The 16,969-nt window shown below is 65.6% G+C and carries 19 protein-coding genes; 6 read left to right on the top strand and 13 right to left on the bottom strand.

From position 1 onward, the window contains the following. Positions 1 to 8: 8 nt before the first annotated feature. Entirely contained in the window at positions 9 to 653 is a 645-nt protein-coding gene (locus AC3WMU_RS23810) for a LysE family translocator (RefSeq protein WP_006225967.1), read from the bottom strand. After that, a complete protein-coding gene (locus AC3WMU_RS23805; RefSeq protein WP_088590344.1) occupies positions 650 to 1,570 on the bottom strand; it encodes a DMT family transporter in 921 nt (306 codons plus the stop codon). The genes AC3WMU_RS23810 and AC3WMU_RS23805 overlap by 4 nt, the downstream gene beginning before the upstream one ends. Positions 1,571 to 1,780: 210 nt before the next feature. Between AC3WMU_RS23805 and AC3WMU_RS23800 the strand changes: the two genes are divergently transcribed. From AC3WMU_RS23800 to fusA, 4 genes are all read left to right on the top strand, one after another. Continuing rightward, positions 1,781 to 3,196, top strand: a complete 1,416-nt coding sequence (locus AC3WMU_RS23800) for an aminotransferase-like domain-containing protein (RefSeq protein ID WP_085946958.1) — start codon at positions 1,781 to 1,783, stop codon at positions 3,194 to 3,196. A gap of 29 nt (positions 3,197 to 3,225) precedes the next feature. Beyond that, complete coding sequence (locus AC3WMU_RS23795; protein WP_006225970.1) at positions 3,226 to 3,570, top strand: protein tyrosine phosphatase family protein; 345 nt, start codon at positions 3,226 to 3,228, stop codon at positions 3,568 to 3,570. A 99-nt stretch (positions 3,571 to 3,669) separates the two neighbouring features. After that, positions 3,670 to 4,134, top strand: a complete 465-nt coding sequence (locus AC3WMU_RS23790) for a universal stress protein (RefSeq protein ID WP_006225971.1) — start codon at positions 3,670 to 3,672, stop codon at positions 4,132 to 4,134. Positions 4,135 to 4,486: 352 nt separating this feature from the next. After that, on the top strand, positions 4,487 to 6,598 hold the full coding sequence (fusA, locus tag AC3WMU_RS23785; RefSeq protein WP_006225972.1) for an elongation factor G: 2,112 nt from the start codon (positions 4,487 to 4,489) through the stop codon (positions 6,596 to 6,598). Between the two features lie 16 nt (positions 6,599 to 6,614). On the opposite strand, the gene AC3WMU_RS23780 is transcribed toward fusA, so the two are convergent. Continuing rightward, positions 6,615 to 7,571 (bottom strand): DMT family transporter, encoded by a 957-nt coding sequence (locus AC3WMU_RS23780; RefSeq protein WP_234704816.1) that lies wholly within the window; start codon positions 7,569 to 7,571, stop codon positions 6,615 to 6,617. Positions 7,572 to 7,815: 244 nt separating this feature from the next. Between AC3WMU_RS23780 and AC3WMU_RS23775 the strand changes: the two genes are divergently transcribed. Continuing rightward, the gene (locus AC3WMU_RS23775) at positions 7,816 to 8,286 is read left to right on the top strand and encodes an Lrp/AsnC family transcriptional regulator (RefSeq protein WP_006225974.1); all 471 of its coding nucleotides are present in this window, start codon (positions 7,816 to 7,818) and stop codon (positions 8,284 to 8,286) included. A gap of 12 nt (positions 8,287 to 8,298) precedes the next feature. Here AC3WMU_RS23775 and AC3WMU_RS23770 read toward each other — a convergent pair whose 3' ends face one another. Next, a complete protein-coding gene (locus tag AC3WMU_RS23770; RefSeq protein ID WP_035213661.1) occupies positions 8,299 to 9,108 on the bottom strand; it encodes an alpha/beta fold hydrolase in 810 nt (269 codons plus the stop codon). Between the two features lie 110 nt (positions 9,109 to 9,218). On the opposite strand from AC3WMU_RS23770, the gene AC3WMU_RS23765 reads away from it, so the two are divergent. After that, positions 9,219 to 9,716 carry a YbaK/EbsC family protein gene (locus AC3WMU_RS23765; protein ID WP_006225976.1) on the top strand — a complete coding sequence of 166 codons (498 nt, stop codon included), beginning with the start codon at positions 9,219 to 9,221 and terminating at the stop codon, positions 9,714 to 9,716. Positions 9,717 to 9,758: 42 nt separating this feature from the next. Here the strand turns inward: AC3WMU_RS23765 and AC3WMU_RS23760 are convergent, their stop codons facing one another. The 9 genes from AC3WMU_RS23760 to ybgC form a co-directional block, all read right to left on the bottom strand. Beyond that, positions 9,759 to 10,556, bottom strand: coding sequence for an ABC transporter ATP-binding protein (locus tag AC3WMU_RS23760; RefSeq protein WP_424624527.1), 798 nt, complete (start codon positions 10,554 to 10,556; stop codon positions 9,759 to 9,761). Next, positions 10,553 to 11,596, bottom strand: a complete 1,044-nt coding sequence (locus AC3WMU_RS23755; protein ID WP_006225978.1) for a FecCD family ABC transporter permease — start codon at positions 11,594 to 11,596, stop codon at positions 10,553 to 10,555. The genes AC3WMU_RS23760 and AC3WMU_RS23755 overlap by 4 nt, the downstream gene beginning before the upstream one ends. Then, complete coding sequence (ybgF, locus tag AC3WMU_RS23750; protein WP_006225979.1) at positions 11,596 to 12,282, bottom strand: tol-pal system protein YbgF; 687 nt, start codon at positions 12,280 to 12,282, stop codon at positions 11,596 to 11,598. Before ybgF ends, AC3WMU_RS23755 begins: the two co-directional genes overlap by 1 nt. 86 nt (positions 12,283 to 12,368) lie before the next feature. Then, positions 12,369 to 12,869, bottom strand: coding sequence for a peptidoglycan-associated lipoprotein Pal (gene pal, locus AC3WMU_RS23745; protein WP_006225980.1), 501 nt, complete (start codon positions 12,867 to 12,869; stop codon positions 12,369 to 12,371). 31 nt (positions 12,870 to 12,900) lie between these two features. Next, positions 12,901 to 14,223: a Tol-Pal system beta propeller repeat protein TolB gene (gene tolB / locus AC3WMU_RS23740; RefSeq protein WP_035213675.1), complete on the bottom strand. Its 1,323-nt coding sequence runs from the start codon at positions 14,221 to 14,223 to the stop codon at positions 12,901 to 12,903. Positions 14,224 to 14,239: 16 nt separating this feature from the next. Then, a complete protein-coding gene (gene tolA / locus AC3WMU_RS23735) occupies positions 14,240 to 15,358 on the bottom strand; it encodes a cell envelope integrity protein TolA (RefSeq protein ID WP_006225982.1) in 1,119 nt (372 codons plus the stop codon). 39 nt (positions 15,359 to 15,397) lie between these two features. Continuing rightward, entirely contained in the window at positions 15,398 to 15,859 is a 462-nt protein-coding gene (locus AC3WMU_RS23730) for an ExbD/TolR family protein (protein ID WP_006225983.1), read from the bottom strand. Next, on the bottom strand, positions 15,859 to 16,539 hold the full coding sequence (tolQ, locus tag AC3WMU_RS23725; protein WP_006225984.1) for a protein TolQ: 681 nt from the start codon (positions 16,537 to 16,539) through the stop codon (positions 15,859 to 15,861). The genes AC3WMU_RS23730 and tolQ overlap by 1 nt, the downstream gene beginning before the upstream one ends. A 2-nt stretch (positions 16,540 to 16,541) precedes the next feature. Further along, on the bottom strand, positions 16,542 to 16,964 hold the full coding sequence (gene ybgC / locus AC3WMU_RS23720) for a tol-pal system-associated acyl-CoA thioesterase (protein ID WP_492283054.1): 423 nt from the start codon (positions 16,962 to 16,964) through the stop codon (positions 16,542 to 16,544). Positions 16,965 to 16,969 lie beyond the last annotated feature (5 nt).

The raw sequence follows: 16,969 nt of genomic DNA, 5'->3' as shown, positions 1-16,969 counted from the left end.
CGGAAGCGTCAGTGCAGCAATTCCAGCGCCACCGGGTACAGGGACGCCACCAGCAGCAGCGCCATGCTCACATTGAAAGCGCGCACCGCCCAGGGCTTGTGCAGCACCCGGCGCAGCGCGGTGCCGAAGGTCACCCAGACCCCAATGCTGGGCAGGTTGACGATGCCGCAGACCAGCGTGGCAATCACCAGGTTGGCGAAGAAACCGTTCTGCGGCGTGTAGGTCGCCACCACGCCTACGGCCATCACCCAGGCCTTGGGGTTGACCCACTGGAACGCCGCAGCCTGCAGGAACGTGAAGGGCTTGCCGCGCGCGTCGCCGTCTTCCATGCCGCCCGAATTGGCGATCTTCCAGGCCAGGTAAAGCAGGTATGCGGCGCCGGCGTACTTCAGCACCGTGTACAGCTCGGGCACTTGCTGGAACACCGAACCCAGCCCGATGCCCACCAGGAAGATCATCAGCGTGAAGCCCAGGTTCACGCCCAGCAGATGCGGCATGCTGCGGCGGAAGCCGAAGTTCAGGCCGGACGACGCCAGCATGACGTTATTGGGTCCCGGCGTGATCGAGCTGACCAGCGCGAACAGCGCCAGGGGGCCCAGCAGCGAGGCGGAAGCCAAGGGCACGTCGGCCCAGTTGGTAGGGAGCAGATTCATTTTTTGGTCCTGATAATGGCACGGCGTCCGCCGGCGATAACGGCGATCACGGCAGCGGCGAACACGAAGGTCGACGGCTCCACGGCTTCGCCAAAAAACGCTGCCGCCGCCACGACCGTCAGGAAGGGCTGCAGCAATTGCACTTGTCCCACGCGGGCGATGCCGCCCACGGCCAGGCCGCGGTACCAGGCGAAGAACCCCAGGAACATCGAACCGAACGCCAGGTAGGCGCAGGCGGAAACGACCGTGGCGCTGGGCCAGTGCGCCTGTGCGGCCATCCAGCCGACCGGCGCCACCACGACTGGCGCACTGATCGCCAGCGCCCAGCAGATGGTGCGCGAGCCGCCCAGCGTGCGCGCCGCGCGGGCGCCTTCCGCATAGCCCATGCCGCCCAGCACCACCGCCACCAGCAGCCATAGGTCGCCTGTGGACAGCGTGCCGTGGCCCTGGCGCAAGGCAAAGGTCGTGACCAGCGCGGCGCCCACCACCGCCCAGCCCCAGAACGAGGCCGATGGGCGTTCACCGCTGCGCAGCGCCGCAAACGCCGCCGTCGACAGCGGCAGCAAGCCGTTGAACACCGCGCCGTGCGAAGACGACACGCTTTGCATCGCCAGCGTGGAGGCCAGCGGCCAGCCCACCACGATGCCAAGCGCGGCCAGGATGACGCCGGGCCATTCCTGGCGGTTCGGCCGCCGGCTGCGCGTCAGCCACAGCAGCGCGATCGCTGGCACAGCCGCCACCAGGGCCCGCCCCAGCCCGACCAGCAGCGGGGCCAGTTCCGAGACGGCCAGCCGCGTCATCGGCAGCGTCAGGGAAAAGACCAGTACACCCAGGAAGCCGTAGCCATAGCCCTCCCAGACGGAGGGGGGAGCGAGGGACGCCGCCTGGGGGGACGGATAAAGCGTGGATCGGGTCATGACAGCTGCCGGGGAAAGTATGACGGTGATGAAGTTTTGGGGGCGGGTAAAGCCCGCAGTTGCGGGCTTTACGTATTGCTGTCACTCTACGCATAGTTATCGGTACAGTACCGGTACACTTAGGCATATCACTTTAATCACTGGCCTGGTCGAATCCCCATGACAGTTGCTTCCCCTTCCGCCTCCGCGCCTTCCATGCCCTGGCAGCCCGTGCGCCAGGCCGACGCCTCCCTGGTGACCCAGCTGGCCGATGGCCTGGCCCGCCGCATCGACGAACAGGGCCTGCGGCCCGGTACCCGGCTGCCCTCCATCCGCAAGATGGCCGAACAGTCGGGCGTCAGCCGCTTCACGGTCGTCGAAGCGTATGACCGGCTGGTGGCGCGTGGCCTGGTGCAGTCGCGCCGCGGCGCGGGGTTTTTCGTCCGCGCGCGCAGCGGCCCGCTGGCGGCCGTGGCCACCGCGCCCGCCACCACGCTGGCGCCGCCCGCCCGCGTGGACATCGCCTGGCTGCTGCGCAGCATGTTCCGTGAAACCAACGCGCCGGGCATGCCCGGCGGAGCCGGCCTGCTGCCGGCCGAATGGCTCGATCCGGACATGGTGGCCAGCGCCGTGCGCGCAGTGGGCCGTTCGGTGCGCGCCAACCTCGTCAGCTACGGCCATCCGCAGGGCTTTGCGCCCTTGCGCCAGCAGATCGCCGCGTCGCTGCAGAACGACGGCGTGCCGGCGCATCCGGAACTAAATCTATTGACCACCAACGGCGTGACGCACGGCCTGGACCTGATCGCGCGCCACCTGGTCAAACCGGGTGATACCGTGCTGGTGGAAGACCCGGCCTGGTTCGTCATCTTCGGTCGCCTGGCCGCATTCGGCGCGCGGCTGATCGGCGTGCCGCGCGGGCCCGACGGCCCCGATATCGCCATGCTGGAACGCATGGCGGCCGAGCACAAGCCCAAGCTCTTCATCATCAACAGCGCCGTGCACAACCCGACCGGCCACACGCTGTCCGCCGGCGTGGCCTACGACATCCTGCGGATCGCCGAGCGCCACGATTTCATGGTGGTCGAAGACGACACCTACGGCGAACTGCATCCCGGCGGCGCCATGAAGCTGGCGGTGCTGGACCGACTGAACCGCGTGATCCTGGTCAGCGGCTACTCCAAGATGCTGGCCGCCAGCCTGCGCGTGGGTTATGTGGCCGCCAACCCCGACATCCTGCAAAAGCTGGCAGACCTGAAAATGCTGGCCGGGCTGACGTCGCCCGAACTGGGCGAACGCGTGGTCCACCGCGTGCTCATGGAAGGGCAGTACCGGCGCCACATCGAGCGGGTGCGCGCCAGGGTGGACGACGCGCGCCAGCGGTGCCTGAAAGGGCTGTTGAAGCTGGGACTGACGGTGCCGCACGAACCCAACGCGGGCATGTTCGTGTGGGCCGATTGCGGGCGCGACACGGAAGTGCTGGCGCGCGAAGCCGCCGACCGGGGCATGCTGCTGGCGCCGGGCACGCTGTTTTCACCGTCCCAGGCGCCCTCGACCATGCTGCGCTTCTCGGTCTCGATCGCGGACGACCGCGGCGTCTGGACAGAATTGGAAAAACTCTTCGCGCAAAACGGCTCCTACAATCAATAATATGCAGCTGTCTATCTGAAGGAACCGCCATGTCCGCACCCATCAAACCCCTGACCGAAAACTTTGCCGTCGCGCCTCAATTGGGTCCCGACGACATGGCCGATGTCGCCGCCGCCGGCTACAAGAGCGTGATCATCAACCGCCCCGACTTCGAAGGCGGCCCTGACCAGCCCACCGCTGCCGATGTGTCCAAGGCCGCCGCCGCAGCCGGCTTGGCAGTCGAATACCAGCCCGTCGTGGGCAGCGCCATGACCGTGTCCGACGTCGTGCGCTTCGCCGAATTGCTCAAGACCCTGCCGGGCCCCGTGCTGGCCTACTGCCGCACCGGTACCCGCTGCACCAATCTGTTCGCCGCCGCCCAGCAACTGGGCTGACCCGGCGCTTGACGCGCATCAAGCCCGCCAGGTTCCCTTGATGTGAACCTGGCGGCTTTCCGGTAGCATAAAGATTCCTCTCAAACAGGAGCAGGCAAGATGTTCAAGAAGATCCTGATTCCCACCGACGGTTCGCCGCTGTCGGCCCAAGCCGCCAACGCGGGCATTTCCTTCGCACGTTCGGTCGGCGCCGAAGTCGTCGCCCTTTACGTGACGCAGCCCTTTGCTGCCACGATTGGTTTTGACGGCATGGCTGCGGCCTATGCCATCACCGACGAAGACTACGAAAAGGCCTCGGCCGAGCAAGCCGACAAGTACCTGAAACAGATCACCGACCGCGCCGACACCGCCGGCGTCAAGTCCGAATCGCGCGCCGTGTCCAACTTCAATGTGGCTGACGGCATCGTTCAGGCCGCCACGGACGCCGGTTGCGACCTGATCTTCATCGGCAGCCACGGCCGCAGCGGCCTGTCGCGCCTGCTGCTGGGCAGCGTCACCGCCAAGGTGCTGTCGCTGGCCAGCACCGCCGTGTTGGTGTATCGCGTCAAGGAAGAAAAGAAGTAAGCGCCGTCCCGCCCGGCACTACGCCGGTGCATGCGCCGCAAAGCCCCTCCGTAGCGAGGGGCTTTTTTTGTCTTGTGTCGGCGGACTAATTTTTCCTATGGCAGCCATGAATATCTTTTTCCTGGCGCCTCTTTTCAAGGAAAACAGGGCCTTACGGGGCCAATCTGCCGGGCAGGCCGGAACCGGCACCGATTGGTTCTTGTATCTTGCCGCGCGGCGCGTAATATTTACGCATCAGCGCGGGCGCGGTTACGCATTCCTCCCAGTACCTCACGCGGCATGGCGCCCGCCGCGGCAGCGCCCGGTCGGGCTTGCCGTATGTGCACAAGTGGTTCACTGCAAGGAAGAGGCCATGACTCGCAAGACGCGTATCGAGCTTTACCGCAATATCGGCATCAGCGCCCATATCGACGCGGGCAAAACGACGACCACCGAGCGCATCCTCTTCTATACCGGCATCACCCACAAGATCGGCGAAGTCCATGACGGCGCCGCCGTGATGGACTGGATGGAGCAAGAGCAGGAACGCGGCATCACCATCACGTCGGCCGCCACCACCGCCTTCTGGAAAGGCATGGCGGGCAACTACCCCGAACACCGCATCAACATCATCGACACGCCCGGGCACGTGGACTTCACCATTGAAGTCGAACGGTCCATGCGCGTGCTGGACGGCGCCGTCATGGTCTATGACGCGGTCGGCGGCGTGCAGCCGCAGTCCGAAACCGTCTGGCGCCAAGCCAACAAGTACAAGGTGCCGCGCCTGGCGTTCGTCAACAAGATGGACCGCGTGGGCGCGGACTTCCTGCGCGTGCAGCGCCAAATCGCTGAACGCCTGAAGGGCGACGCCGTGCCCATCCAGTTGCCCGTCGGCGCTGAAGACCATTTCGAAGGCGTGATCGACCTGGTCAAGATGAAAGCCATCATCTGGGACGACGCCAGCCAGGGCGTGAAATTCAAGTACGAAGACATCCCCGCGTCTCTGCAGGACGAGGCGCAGAAGTGGCACGACAAGATGGTGGAAAAGGCCGCCGAGGCCAACGAAACCCTGCTTGAAAAGTACCTGTCGGGCGAGACCCTGACGGAAGACGAAATCAAGCTGGGCTTGCGCATCCGCACCGTCGCCAACGAGATCGTGCCCATGCTGTGCGGCAGCGCCTTCAAGAACAAGGGCGTGCAGGCAATGCTGGACGCCGTCATCGACTACATGCCGTCGCCGCTGGACGTGCCCGCCATCAAGGGGCACGACGAGCGCGACCGCGAAATCGAACGCCATCCGGCCGACAACGAGCCGTTCTCGGCGCTGGCCTTCAAGATCATGACGGACCCCTTCGTCGGGCAACTGGTGTTCTTCCGCGTCTACTCCGGCGTGGTGAAGTCGGGCGATTCGGTCTTCAACCCGATCAAGGGCAAGAAGGAACGGCTGGGCCGCATCCTGCAGATGCACGCCAACGAGCGGCGCGAAATCACCGAGGTCTACGCCGGCGACATTGCCGCGGCGGTCGGCATCAAGGACGTCACCACCGGCGACACGCTATCGGACCCGGCACACGTCATCATCCTTGAACGGATGGTCTTCCCCGAACCCGTCATTTCCCAGGCGGTGGAACCCAAGACCAAGGCCGACCAGGAAAAGATGGGCATCGCGTTGAATCGCCTGGCGCAGGAAGATCCGTCTTTCCGCGTGCGCACCGACGAGGAATCGGGGCAGACCATCATCTCGGGCATGGGCGAGCTGCACCTGGAAATCCTGGTCGACCGCATGAAGCGCGAGTTCAACGTCGAAGCCACCGTCGGCAAGCCGCAAGTGGCCTACCGCGAAACCATCCGCAAGGCCTGCAACGAGGTCGAAGGCAAGTTCGTCAAACAGTCGGGCGGGCGTGGCCAGTACGGCCACGTGGTGCTGAAGCTGGAACCGCAAGAGCCGGGCAAGGGCTACGAGTTCGTCGACGCCATCAAGGGGGGCGTGGTGCCGCGCGAATTCATCCCGGCGGTCGACAAGGGCATCCGCGAATCGCTGAATGCCGGCGTGCTGGCAGGTTACCCGGTGGTGGATGTGAAGGCGACCCTGTTTTTCGGCTCGTACCACGACGTGGACTCCAACGAAAATGCCTTCAAGATGGCGGGTTCGATGGCGTTCAAGGAAGGCATGCGCCGCGCCGATCCCGTCTTGCTTGAACCGATGATGCAGGTCGAAGTCGAGACACCCGAAGACTTCACCGGCAACGTGATGGGCGACCTGTCGTCACGGCGCGGCATGGTGCAGGGCATGGAAGACATCGCGGGGGGCGGCGGCAAGGTCGTGCGCGCCGAAGTGCCGCTGGCCGAAATGTTCGGCTATTCGACGTCGTTGCGCTCGCTGACGCAGGGGCGCGCGACCTACACGATGGAGTTCAAGCACTACGCCGAAGCGCCGCGCCAGGTGGCGCAGGAAGTCATCGCGGCCCAAGGCGCGGGCCGCTGACTCCCTGCCGAGGGGTTCAGGCCGGGGCGGCCACGGTGGCTGCCCCCGCCCGCATCCGCGAAGACGCCATCTTCACGCCCATCAAAATCATCACGAAGCCGTAGGCGTGAAACAGTTGCGGCGTCTCGCCCAGCAAGGGCCACGCCAGCAATGCGGCATACACCGGCACCAGGAACATGGACAGCCCCGCCGTGGCGGGACCGGCCTGGCTGATCAGCCGGCCATACACGTAATAGGCGCCCAGGCTGGGCACCACCGCCAGGAACAGCAGCACGGCCGCCAGGCGCGGGTCCGTCCACGGCGGCGTGGCGCCTGCCGCGGCTTCGATGCCGGCAAACGGCGCCAACGCCAAGACGCCGCCCAGCATCATCATGGCCAGCCGGGCGCTGTCCGGTACGGCGGGCAGGGTCAGGCGTTTCTGCAAGACGGTATAGAACGCCCACCCCGTGGCGGCCAGCAGCACCCACAGGTCGCCCTGGCCGAACGCCAACCGGGTCAGCGCCTGGAGATCGCCGCGCGACAGCACCACCAGCACGCCGCCCAGCGCCAGACCCAAACCGGCCGCCCGCAGCGCGGACAGCGGCTTGCGCCAGATCAGCGCTTCCAGCAAGGCCACCAGGATGGGGCTGCACGAAAAGATCAGCGCGATGTTGGTGGCGCTGGTGGTCTGCGCGCCGATGTATTGCGGCGCCACCGCCACGCCCATGCCCAGCACCGCCAGCGGCAGCAGGGCGGGCAAACCACGCCACAAGGCGCGGCGGTGCGCGCGCAGGGCAGGTGCCGCGAGCGGCAGCAAGATCAGCAAGGCCAGCAGCCAGCGGCCGAAGGCAAGGAAAACAGGGGGAAGGCTGGCGTCGTGCGCCCAGCGGGCGGCGACCATATTCGATGCGAATAACGCCGGGGCGGTCAGGAGCATGGCGGTGCCGGACAGGCCCAGACCGGTTCTTGCGGGTACTGCTGCTGCGTGAGACATGGTTTCCAGCCGCGCGGATCGGCGCACGGGTTGCTGCGTTGGAACTGCCGGCGCGCACGCCGGGTTGTGCCGCGGTGCATGCGCCGAAATCCGACGGGCGGGGTAGGGCCCGTCTTGCTGGAAAGTCTACGGCCGAGGAAACAAAATAGGTTTCCTGATTCACGCCGATTTCAGGGATTTTGAGGAATATCTATCTTGTAGAATTCGCTTCTACAGGGATATTCTCTTTATCGATCCGCCAACCATGTCCGCTACCCCGAAAATCGACGAAACCGACCGCAAGATCCTGCGCGCGCTGCGCGCCGACGGCCGGCTGACCAATCTGAAGCTTGCCGAGCAGGTGGGCCTGTCGCCCACGCCTTGCTGGAACCGGGTCAAGGCGCTGGAAGAGGCCGGCGTCATCGAGGGCTATGCGGCCTTGCTGAACCAGAAGGCGCTGGGGTTGCCGGATACCGTCATGATCGAGGTAACGCTGGAACACCACGACGACGAGTCGCTGGCCCGCTTCGGCGAAGAGATCACCCGGCTGCCGGAAGTGGTCGAAGCCTTTCTGGTCACGGGCGAATACGACTATCTGATCAAGGTGGCCGTCGCGGGCACCGAGGGCTACGAGGAATTCCTGCGCAAGCGGCTGTACAAGCTGCGGGGCGTGCGCCACAGCCGCTCCACGTTCGTCCTGCGGCGCTTAAAGCACACGCCGTCGGTGGAACCGTGATCGGGGCGGGGCTTAGCCGCCGATGAATGCTTCGATGGCGCCGTTGAACGCGCGCGGGTTGCCCAGGTTCATGCCGTGCGACGACCCGACGACCGTCACGCGGTGCGCGTGCGGTACCCATTGCGACAGGGCGTCCAGCACGGCGGGATAGGGAGCGGGGCTCAGCGCGCCGCCGATCAGGAGCGTCGGCAGTTTCAGGGTGCCGATCTGCTGGGGCGTCAGGGCTTCGGGCTTTTCTTCCGCCTGGCCGAAAAGGGTGCCGACGTTGTCGCGCACCATCTCCTTGAACCACGGCACCATGCGTTGCCAGGTGTCCGGCCCCGTCACCGTGTCCACGAACAGCGCCAGGCCTTCCTCGACGTCGCCCTGGCGGATCAGCGCCAAGGCGCGCTGGCGAAAACCGCCGCGCGAATCATCGCCGCCGGGCAGCGGCAGGCCGGGATCGGCCAAGGTCAGGCTGCGTAGCGCGTCGGGCTGGCGCAGCGCGGCTTCCAGCGCCACGCGCCCGCCGCGGGAATGGCCCACCAAGTGGGCGGGGCCGCCGGCGACGGTGTCGATGAATTCCAGCACGTCGCTGGCATGCTGCTCGATCGAAAAGCCGTCGCCTTCGCCGTCCCACGTTTCCGGCCAGTAGCGGCGCAGGCAAACCGCCAGCACCCGGAACGACTTGCCCAGCGGCGCCATCTGCGACTTCCAGTAGCGGCAGTCCGACAGCGAACCATGCACCAGCACCAGCGGCGTGCCGCTGCCGTACTCGGTGTAGGACATGGCGTAGCCGCCGATCAACGCGGTTTGCAGGGGGAGGACGGGTTCGGAACGCATGGAGGGCAGGAAGGGGAAAGCCAGGTCCGCATTCTAGCCCGTCGCCGCGGCACGCCATCGCCGGCGGCCGCTGATAAACTCGTCCGCAGTCTTTCACGGAGTCCGTCACGATGTCCCCCGAGTCCCTCGCCGCTTTGCCCGAATCCGCCCAACGCGTTGCTCGCCTCCTGCTGGAGATCGGCCACGACAAGCCCGTCGTCGTCCTGCCGCAGTCGGGCAAGACCTCGGCGGAAGCGGCGGCGGGCCTGGGCTGCGAGGTGGCGCAGATCGCCAAGTCGATCATCTTCCGGCGGGCCTCCGATGACGCGCCGGTGCTGGTCATCGCCAGCGGCGCCAACCGCGTGGACGAGGCCAAGGTGGCCGAGCAGGTGGGGGCGCTGGCCAAGGCCGATGCCAAGTTCGTGCGCGACAACACGGGTTATGCGATTGGCGGCGTCTGCCCCATCGGTCATGCCGTCAAACCGGTCATGCTGCTGGATGCCGATCTGTTCAATTACGACAGCCTGTGGGCGGCCGCGGGCCATCCGCACGCCGTATTCAACCTGACGCCCCGGCAATTGGCGGACATGACCGGCGCGCCGGTCGTGGACGTCGCCCTGCGCGGCTGAATCCCCTCGCCCGAACGACCCGCATCCGACGCATCGGCGTGGTCAGCGCGGGTGTTCGTCCAACCCGTCGATCAGTACCTGCCGCAAGCCGCGCGAGCAGGCTTCCACCCGGCCCTGCACGCCGTACACGGCGGCCAACGACGCCGGCGTGATCACCTCCGCGGGCGCACCCTCGGCGTGCAGCCGGCCGCTAGAGATCATCACGGCGCGGTCGGCGTGCTGCAACGCCACGTTCAAGTCATGCAGCACGATGATGCTGATCAGCCTGTGCTCTTGCGTTTCCTGTTTCAGCAGCCGCATCACATGGAACTGGTAGTTCAAGTCCAGGGCGGACAGGGGCTCGTCCAGCAGCAGCACGCGCGGATGCCGGATCAGCGCTTGCGCCAGCCCCACCAGTTGTTTTTGCCCGCCAGACAGGGCGTCCAGGTAATGCAGCGCCAGGTGCGCGATGCCCAGCCGGTCCAGCAGGCGCTCGATGTCCGCCATGGCAACAGGCGGCGCCAGCGCGTCCTGCGTCGCCTTGGCCGCGACCAGCACCGATTCGAACACCCGCAGGTGTACGGCGGCGGGCAGGCTCTGCGGCAGATAGACCATATGCCGGGCGCGCTCGCCCACGCCCAGGCGGGTCATGTCCTGGCCGTTCAGCAAGACGCTGCCTTGCCGCGTGCGGACCAGTCCGGCCAGCGCTTTCAGCAAGGTGGATTTTCCGCTGCCGTTCGGGCCCAGCAGGGCGGTCACGTGGCCCGGGGCAAGCGCCGGCACCGTCAGCGCGTGCAGCACGTCGTCGCGGCCATAGCCGGCGGTCAGCCCGTGGATGTCCAACGCGGCGTCGCGCGTCATGGCAATTGCCGGCGCAACACCACCGCCACGAAAAAGGGGATGCCGACCAGCGCCGTCACGATGCCTACGGGCACCACCACGCCGGGCAGCAGGTTCTTGGAAACGACGGAAGCCAGTGACAGGATCAGTGCGCCGACGAGAGCACTGCCGGGCAGATAGAAGCGGTGATCCTCGCCGAACAGCCGGCGTGCGATGTGCGGCGCCACCAGCCCGATGAATCCGATGGTGCCGACAAACGCCACGGCCAGCGCCGACAGCAGGCTGACGCGCGCCAGCGCCGCCACGCGCACCCGGCGCACGTCCACGCCGAAGCTGGCGGCGCGGTCTTCGCCCAGCCGCAGCGCCGTCAGCTTCCACGATTGGCGCATCGCCAGCGGCAAGGCGATCGCCACGGCCAGCGCCACGACGCCCGTCGTCGTCCAGTTGGACCGCGCCAGGCTGCCCATCGTCCAGAACACCAGGTTCTGCAGCGCTTCGGCGCTGGCCAGGAACTGCACCAGCGACACCAGGGCATTGAAAGTGAACACCATCGCGATGCCGAACAGCACGACGCCCGACGTATTCATGCCGCTCCACCGGGCTACCGCATCCAGCAGCAAGGCCGCCACCAAGGCAAACAGGAACGCGTTGCCGGCGATCAGCCAGCCGCTGGGCACTCCCGGCAGCCCCAACTGCAAGACGATGGCCAGCGACGCGCCAAACGCGGCGGCGGACGACACGCCCAGCGTAAACGGGCTAGCCAGCGGATTATTCAGGATGGTCTGCATTTCGGCGCCGGCCAGGCCCAGGGCCATGCCCACCAGGGCGGCCATCAGGGCGGAAGGCAGGCGGATGTCCCACACGATCACGCGGTAGGTGGGGTCGGCGGAGGTGGGGGCGCTCAAGGTGCGCCACAGGTCGCCCCAGGGCAGGCCCGACGGGCCTACCGTGAAGTCGATCAGCAGCGCCATGAAAATCGCCGCCAGCAGCAGGGCGAGTAGCCCTGCGCGGCGGCGCAGGATGTGCCGGTAGGCGCTGACCGCGCTTGCGGCGGGGAGCATTACTGCAGCAGTTGCAGGCGGCTCTTGGCCGTGGCCGCCGCCGGGGCGTTCGGGTAGTCGCGAACAATGCGCTGCAGCGACGCTTTGGCGCCGGCGCGGTTGTTCAGTTCGATCTGACCGCCGGCGATGATTAGCAGGGCGTCCGGCGCCCGGGCGTTCTCGGGCGACTTCTGGACCATGCTGGTCAGTTGCTCGATGGCGCCCTTGAAGTCCTTCATGCCGTAGCGGCTGCTGCCCAGGTAGAACTGCGCGCTGGGAGCCAACTGGCTGTTCGGGTAGAGCGAGGTGAAGGCGGCCAGCGATTCGGCGGCGTCCTTGTACTGGCCCTTGCGGAACAGATCCATCGCGCCGTCATAGGCGGCTTGTTCTTGCGGGTCGCCTGCGGCGGTGCCCGGGGGATTCGTGCCGCTGGGCGCGCCCGGCTTGGCGCTGGGCTGCTGGCGCGACACCAGTTCCAGCTGGTCGCGCAACTGCGCTACTTCTTGCTGCAGGGATTGAATCTGGTCGGCCAATTGCAGCTTGGCGCGTTGGCTTTGCTCGTTCTGCTGCTGAACCTGCTGGCGCAAATCCAGGATGGCCTTACGGGCTTCATCATCGGAAAAAGCGTGAGCGGGCGCCGTCAGGGCCGCAAGCACCAGGCCAGTGGCCACAATCAGAGGACGCAGGGACAGAACGTTATCGCGCATGAATATTCCCGGGTATAAAAACAAACGTCGGGACGGCCGGCTGACCGTCCCGACGCGTGGTAGGGCTCTTGGACTATACGAAAATCTTAACGCAGATAGTTGATATCGGCGCGGCGGTTTTCAGCAAAGTCGGCTTCCGACGTACCCGTCGACTTCGGCTTTTCTTTGCCGAAGCTGATGGTTTCGATCTGGTTGTCGCTGACGCCCAGCAGGGTCATCATGCGACGCACGGCGTCTGCACGACGCTGGCCCAGGGCCAGGTTGTACTCAGCACCGCCGCGTTCGTCGGTGTTGCCTTCGATCTTGACCTTCTGCTGCTGGTGCGAAGCCAGGTAGCGGGCGTGGGTTTCGACCAAGCCGCGGTACTGGTCCGACACGGTGTAGCTGTCGAAATCAAAGTACACCGAGCGCTGTTGCGCCAGGATGCTTTGGGGGTTAAAGGGATCAAGGATCTGGCCTGAACCAGCTGATCCTTGGCCTGCGCCTCCGCCCTGACCCGCTTTATCGTCGAGAGGGACGGAGCTGCAAGCTGCCAGGGTGGCAGCCAGAGCGGCGATGGTTAGGCTTTTGGCAATGCGCGACTTCATGATAGTTCCTTTGCAAAGAGAGTCACACGTGTTATCGGGTAAATGGGCCCCAAGTCGGTTCACGTATTTCCCCGTTCAGTACCGAAAGCGTCTGCCGTACGCGGCCATCGCTCGAAACACCCGCAAGTACGCTACGTCCATTTTGGATGGCGGCGTAAAGGACTTGCATGCCATTCGGCGCGAAACTTGGCGACTGATCGTCACGACCATCAGTGATCAAGGATTCGGAGCCTGAGGACAGGTTCAACGACGCGATTCGAAACGCGCCGTCGCGTCTTGCAACGTACAGCAGCGTCGATCCATCGGGGGAAATTCGGGGTGATATGTTGTAACCACCATTAAACGTGAGGCGGCGTGCTTCGCCACCTGTCGAGCCGGTCTGATAGATTTGCGGCCCGCCGCTGCGGTCACTCGTAAAGATAATGGAAGCACCGTCTGGCGTAAAGGTCGGTTCGGTGTCAATCCCGGGAGAACGCGTAACTCGGCTGGGATTGGACCCGTCGGACGCGCCAACGATGTAAATTTGCGACAAACCGTCACGCGTCAACGCCACGGCCAGCTTGGATCCGTCGGGCGACCAGGCGGGAGCGCTGTTGTTGCCCTTGAAGTTAGCGACAGGCACGCGGGCGCTGGTGGCCAGAGTGTGCACGTAGACGACCGGCTTGCCGGACTCGAAGCTCACGTAAGCCAGCTTGGCGCCATCAGGCGACCAGGACGGCGAGATGATGGGCTCGCGCGAACGCAGGGCCACTTGCGGGTTCTGCCCGTCAGCGTCGGCCACTTGCAGTTCGTAGGTGGCGCCCTTCTTCAGCACGTAAGCGATACGGGTCGAGAACACGCCGCGAACGCCGGTGATCTTCTCGTAGATGCGGTCAGCAATCTGGTGGGCCACGCGGCGCAGTTCCTGCTCGGTGCCCGAGAACGCCACGCCGTCCAATTGACCCTTCTTGACCGTGTCGGCCAGGCGGTAGCGCACGTCGTAGCGGCCATCGGCGCCACGGGTGATGCTGCCATAAGCCAGGAAGTCCGCGCCTTTGCCACGCCAGTCGTCATGGGCGATGGGCGAGTCGACGTTCAGGCCGGAACCGGCGGCGTTGATCAGGCGGAACTGGCCCGTGCGGGTCAGGTCGGCGCGGATCACTTCAGCCAGGGCGCGGCCGTGGGTGTCGTCCACCGCGAAATCGGCGATGGCTACGGGGTACTGGGTTGCGCCAGTACCGGAAATATCAACGCGCAACTGGGCATGGACCGGTTTCATCGCCATCAGGCAGGCCAGCGTAAGCATCAGCAAGCCGAGTCCATACGATCGCCAGAGAGCGAGGAGGGAGCCTCGTCGGCTATAAGCGGGAGTCATATTCATCAATCTCCTGTCAATCATACATTTTGTGCACTACGTCAATGAACTTTTCGTAGCTGCCCGTGGAGGGCTTCGGGAAGGGGTTGCAGCGGCGGATACCGGTCTCGACCGCACGGTCGAACGCCGCATTGCCAGAGGATTCCGTCAGCGATACGCCGTTAACCTTCCCGTCAGTACCTAACTGTACCCGGTATTGTGCGGTCGGATTCCCGGAGCCGCTGCGGGGCGGCGGCTGATAAGCGACGCCCGGAAGAATGCAGGCGCGCACCTTGGCGGCATAGCCGTTGTCGCGTCCACCGCCTGCCTGGTTGCGGTCGGCCGTGCCGCCGGGGATGCCTGCGGCGCCCAGCGCGTCGTTGCGGAACGCATCCTTCAGGGCCTTGTCCGCGGCCGCCTTCTTGGCGGCGGCAGCCTTCTCGGCGGCGGCCTTTTCAGCCGCGGCCTTATCGGCAGCCGCTTTCTCGGCGGCCGCCTTGTCGGCAGCAGCCTTTTCCGCGGCGGCCTTCTTGGCAGCGTCGTCCTTAGCCTTCTTTTCGGCGGCGGCCTTGTCGGCAGCGGCCTTCTCTGCAGCAGCCTTGTCGGCGGCGGCCTTGTCAGCCGCGGCTTTCTCGGCAGCCGCCTTCTCGGCAGCCTGGCGTTCCTGCTCCAGGCGCTTCTTTTCCTTCAATTCGGCCTGCTTGCGCTCTTCTTCCAGGCGCGCCTTTTCCTTGGCCGCTTCAGCGGCCTGGCGTGCCTTCTCTTCCTGTTCGCGCTTCTTCTTGGCTTCCTGGATCGCGATCTCGGGATCCACTTCCTCGGTCTTGGGCTGAACCTCGGGTTCAGGCTTGGGCGGAGGAGGGGGAGGCGGCGGCGGCTCGGGGGCCTTTTCGGGTTCCGGCTTGGGCTCGGGCTTGGGGGCCGGCTTGGGCTGTTCGGGCTGGGGCGTGGGCGGCGGGGAGACGGGCGAATTGCCGTCGGCCCAGAGCTGGACCTCGACGGGGCCGGGGGCCTCCGTGCGCCAGCTCACGCCAAAGATCAAGGCGACCAGCAGCAGCAAATGCACCGCCACGGCCAGAATGAGCGCATTCCGGTTGTCGTTGTTGGGCGGGGTGGCCGGCGGGCCGCTGCGGTGTCGAATTATGGGTGGCGTCATGGGCGTTGCATGCCGGGCAAGCCGGCGGAAGGCGTCGCGTTAGCGTTTTTTCGCGGATGCGGGCTGGGAAGCGCCGGCGGCGGACTGGTCCACCAGCAGGCCCAGGCGGGTGATGCCGTTCGTGCGCAGTTCGTCCATCACCTTCACGACCGTCTCGTAGGGCACCTTGCCGTCGGCGGCGATGACCACCGGCGTTTCCGCGGTAATGCGCGAGCGCACTTGCGCCACCAGCTCGGGGCGGGCGATGTCCTGCATCGTGGCGCCGGGTTCGCGCATGCGCAGGGCGATCTTGCCGTCTTCCGAAATTTGGACTTCCAGCGGTTTCACGGGCACGTCCGATGCCGCGCCGACCGAAGGCAGCTGGATCAGCCCGGGCGTGATCAGGGGCGCGGTCACCATGAAGATGACCAGCAGCACCAGCATCACGTCGATGTACGGCACCACGTTGATGTCGGCCTTCATGCGGCGGCCGGACCTGCCGCGTGAGCTTACCGAGGGCATTAGCGCACCTGCCGTTGCAGAATGTTCAGGAATTCGTCGACGAAGCTGTCGAAACGGATCGAGATGCGATCGATGTCATTCGTGAAGCGGTTGTAGGCGACCACGGCCGGGATGGCGGCGAACAGGCCGATCGCGGTGGCGATCAGTGCTTCCGCGATACCGGGGGCCACCGAGGCCAGCGTGGCCTGCTGCATGTTCGACAGGCCGATGAAGGCGTGCATGATCCCCCAGACCGTGCCCAGCAGGCCGATGTAGGGCGATACCGAACCGGCCGATGCCAGGAAGTTCAGGTGCGATTCCAGCGAATCCATTTCGCGCTGGTAGGCGGCGCGCATGGCGCGGCGCGGGCCGTCCAGCAGGGCGGTGGCGTCGCCGGCCGAGTTGCCGCGGCGGGCCTTCAGGAATTCGGTCATGCCGGCATCGAAGATGCGGGCCAGGGCGCCTTGTTCGTCGCGGCGCGAGGCCACGGCCTGTTGCAGCATGGACAGGTCGCCGCCCGACCAGAAGTCGTCTTCAAAGCGGCGGGTCTGGGTATGGGCGCGCTTGATGGCAAGGCGCTTGGCGAAAATGTAGGTCCAGGACATGATCGAGATGCCCAACAGCATCAGCATGATCAGCTGGACCGGCACGCTGGCGTGCGAAATCAACGAAAGCAACGACATGTCGCTGGTGGCTTGCATGGTTATTCCTGAATGGATTCCAGTTTGGCGCGGATGTCGGCCGGCAGTTCCGCCGGCCGCATGTTCACGGCATCGACGCAACAGACTTGGATGTTGCCTTCGGCAAGCAGTTCCCCGTCGCGTTCCGCGCGCTGCGCGAAGTGTATCGAAGCGCGGCCCAGTTTGGTGACTCGGCTGCGTATGGTAAGCAAATCGTCCAGTCTGGCCGGCTTGCGGTAAGACATGTCCAAGGAGCGGACAACGAATAAACGCTGCTCGCTCGCGGCCAGCCCGGACTGGTTGACTCCCAGGTTGCGCAGCCATTCGGTGCGTGCGCGTTCCAGGAATTTCAAGTAGTTAGCGTAGAAAACCACCCCGCCCGCATCCGTGTCTTCGTAGTAGACACGGACTTGCAGGAGGGATTCGGCGGACTTCAGATCGGTCACGATAC

This window comes from Achromobacter sp. FW305-C-13, assembly GCF_058783475.1.
This window is presented reverse-complemented; position numbering and strand designations above follow the sequence as displayed.

Coding starts and splice junctions, on each gene's coding strand:
- AC3WMU_RS23810 (WP_006225967.1), bottom strand. CDS start 653: ATGAATCTGCTCCCTACCAACTGGGCCGACGTGCCCTTGGCTTCCGCC.
- AC3WMU_RS23805 (WP_088590344.1), bottom strand. CDS start 1,570: ATGACCCGATCCACGCTTTATCCGTCCCCCCAGGCGGCGTCCCTCGCT.
- AC3WMU_RS23795 (WP_006225970.1), top strand. CDS start 3,226: ATGTCCGCACCCATCAAACCCCTGACCGAAAACTTTGCCGTCGCGCCT.
- AC3WMU_RS23790 (WP_006225971.1), top strand. CDS start 3,670: ATGTTCAAGAAGATCCTGATTCCCACCGACGGTTCGCCGCTGTCGGCC.
- fusA (WP_006225972.1), top strand. CDS start 4,487: ATGACTCGCAAGACGCGTATCGAGCTTTACCGCAATATCGGCATCAGC.
- AC3WMU_RS23780 (WP_234704816.1), bottom strand. CDS start 7,571: ATGTCTCACGCAGCAGCAGTACCCGCAAGAACCGGTCTGGGCCTGTCC.
- AC3WMU_RS23775 (WP_006225974.1), top strand. CDS start 7,816: ATGTCCGCTACCCCGAAAATCGACGAAACCGACCGCAAGATCCTGCGC.
- AC3WMU_RS23770 (WP_035213661.1), bottom strand. CDS start 9,108: ATGCGTTCCGAACCCGTCCTCCCCCTGCAAACCGCGTTGATCGGCGGC.
- AC3WMU_RS23765 (WP_006225976.1), top strand. CDS start 9,219: ATGTCCCCCGAGTCCCTCGCCGCTTTGCCCGAATCCGCCCAACGCGTT.
- AC3WMU_RS23760 (WP_424624527.1), bottom strand. CDS start 10,556: ATGACGCGCGACGCCGCGTTGGACATCCACGGGCTGACCGCCGGCTAT.
- AC3WMU_RS23755 (WP_006225978.1), bottom strand. CDS start 11,596: ATGCTCCCCGCCGCAAGCGCGGTCAGCGCCTACCGGCACATCCTGCGC.
- ybgF (WP_006225979.1), bottom strand. CDS start 12,282: ATGCGCGATAACGTTCTGTCCCTGCGTCCTCTGATTGTGGCCACTGGC.
- pal (WP_006225980.1), bottom strand. CDS start 12,869: ATGAAGTCGCGCATTGCCAAAAGCCTAACCATCGCCGCTCTGGCTGCC.
- tolB (WP_035213675.1), bottom strand. CDS start 14,223: ATGACTCCCGCTTATAGCCGACGAGGCTCCCTCCTCGCTCTCTGGCGA.
- tolA (WP_006225982.1), bottom strand. CDS start 15,358: ATGACGCCACCCATAATTCGACACCGCAGCGGCCCGCCGGCCACCCCG.
- AC3WMU_RS23730 (WP_006225983.1), bottom strand. CDS start 15,859: ATGCCCTCGGTAAGCTCACGCGGCAGGTCCGGCCGCCGCATGAAGGCC.
- tolQ (WP_006225984.1), bottom strand. CDS start 16,539: ATGCAAGCCACCAGCGACATGTCGTTGCTTTCGTTGATTTCGCACGCC.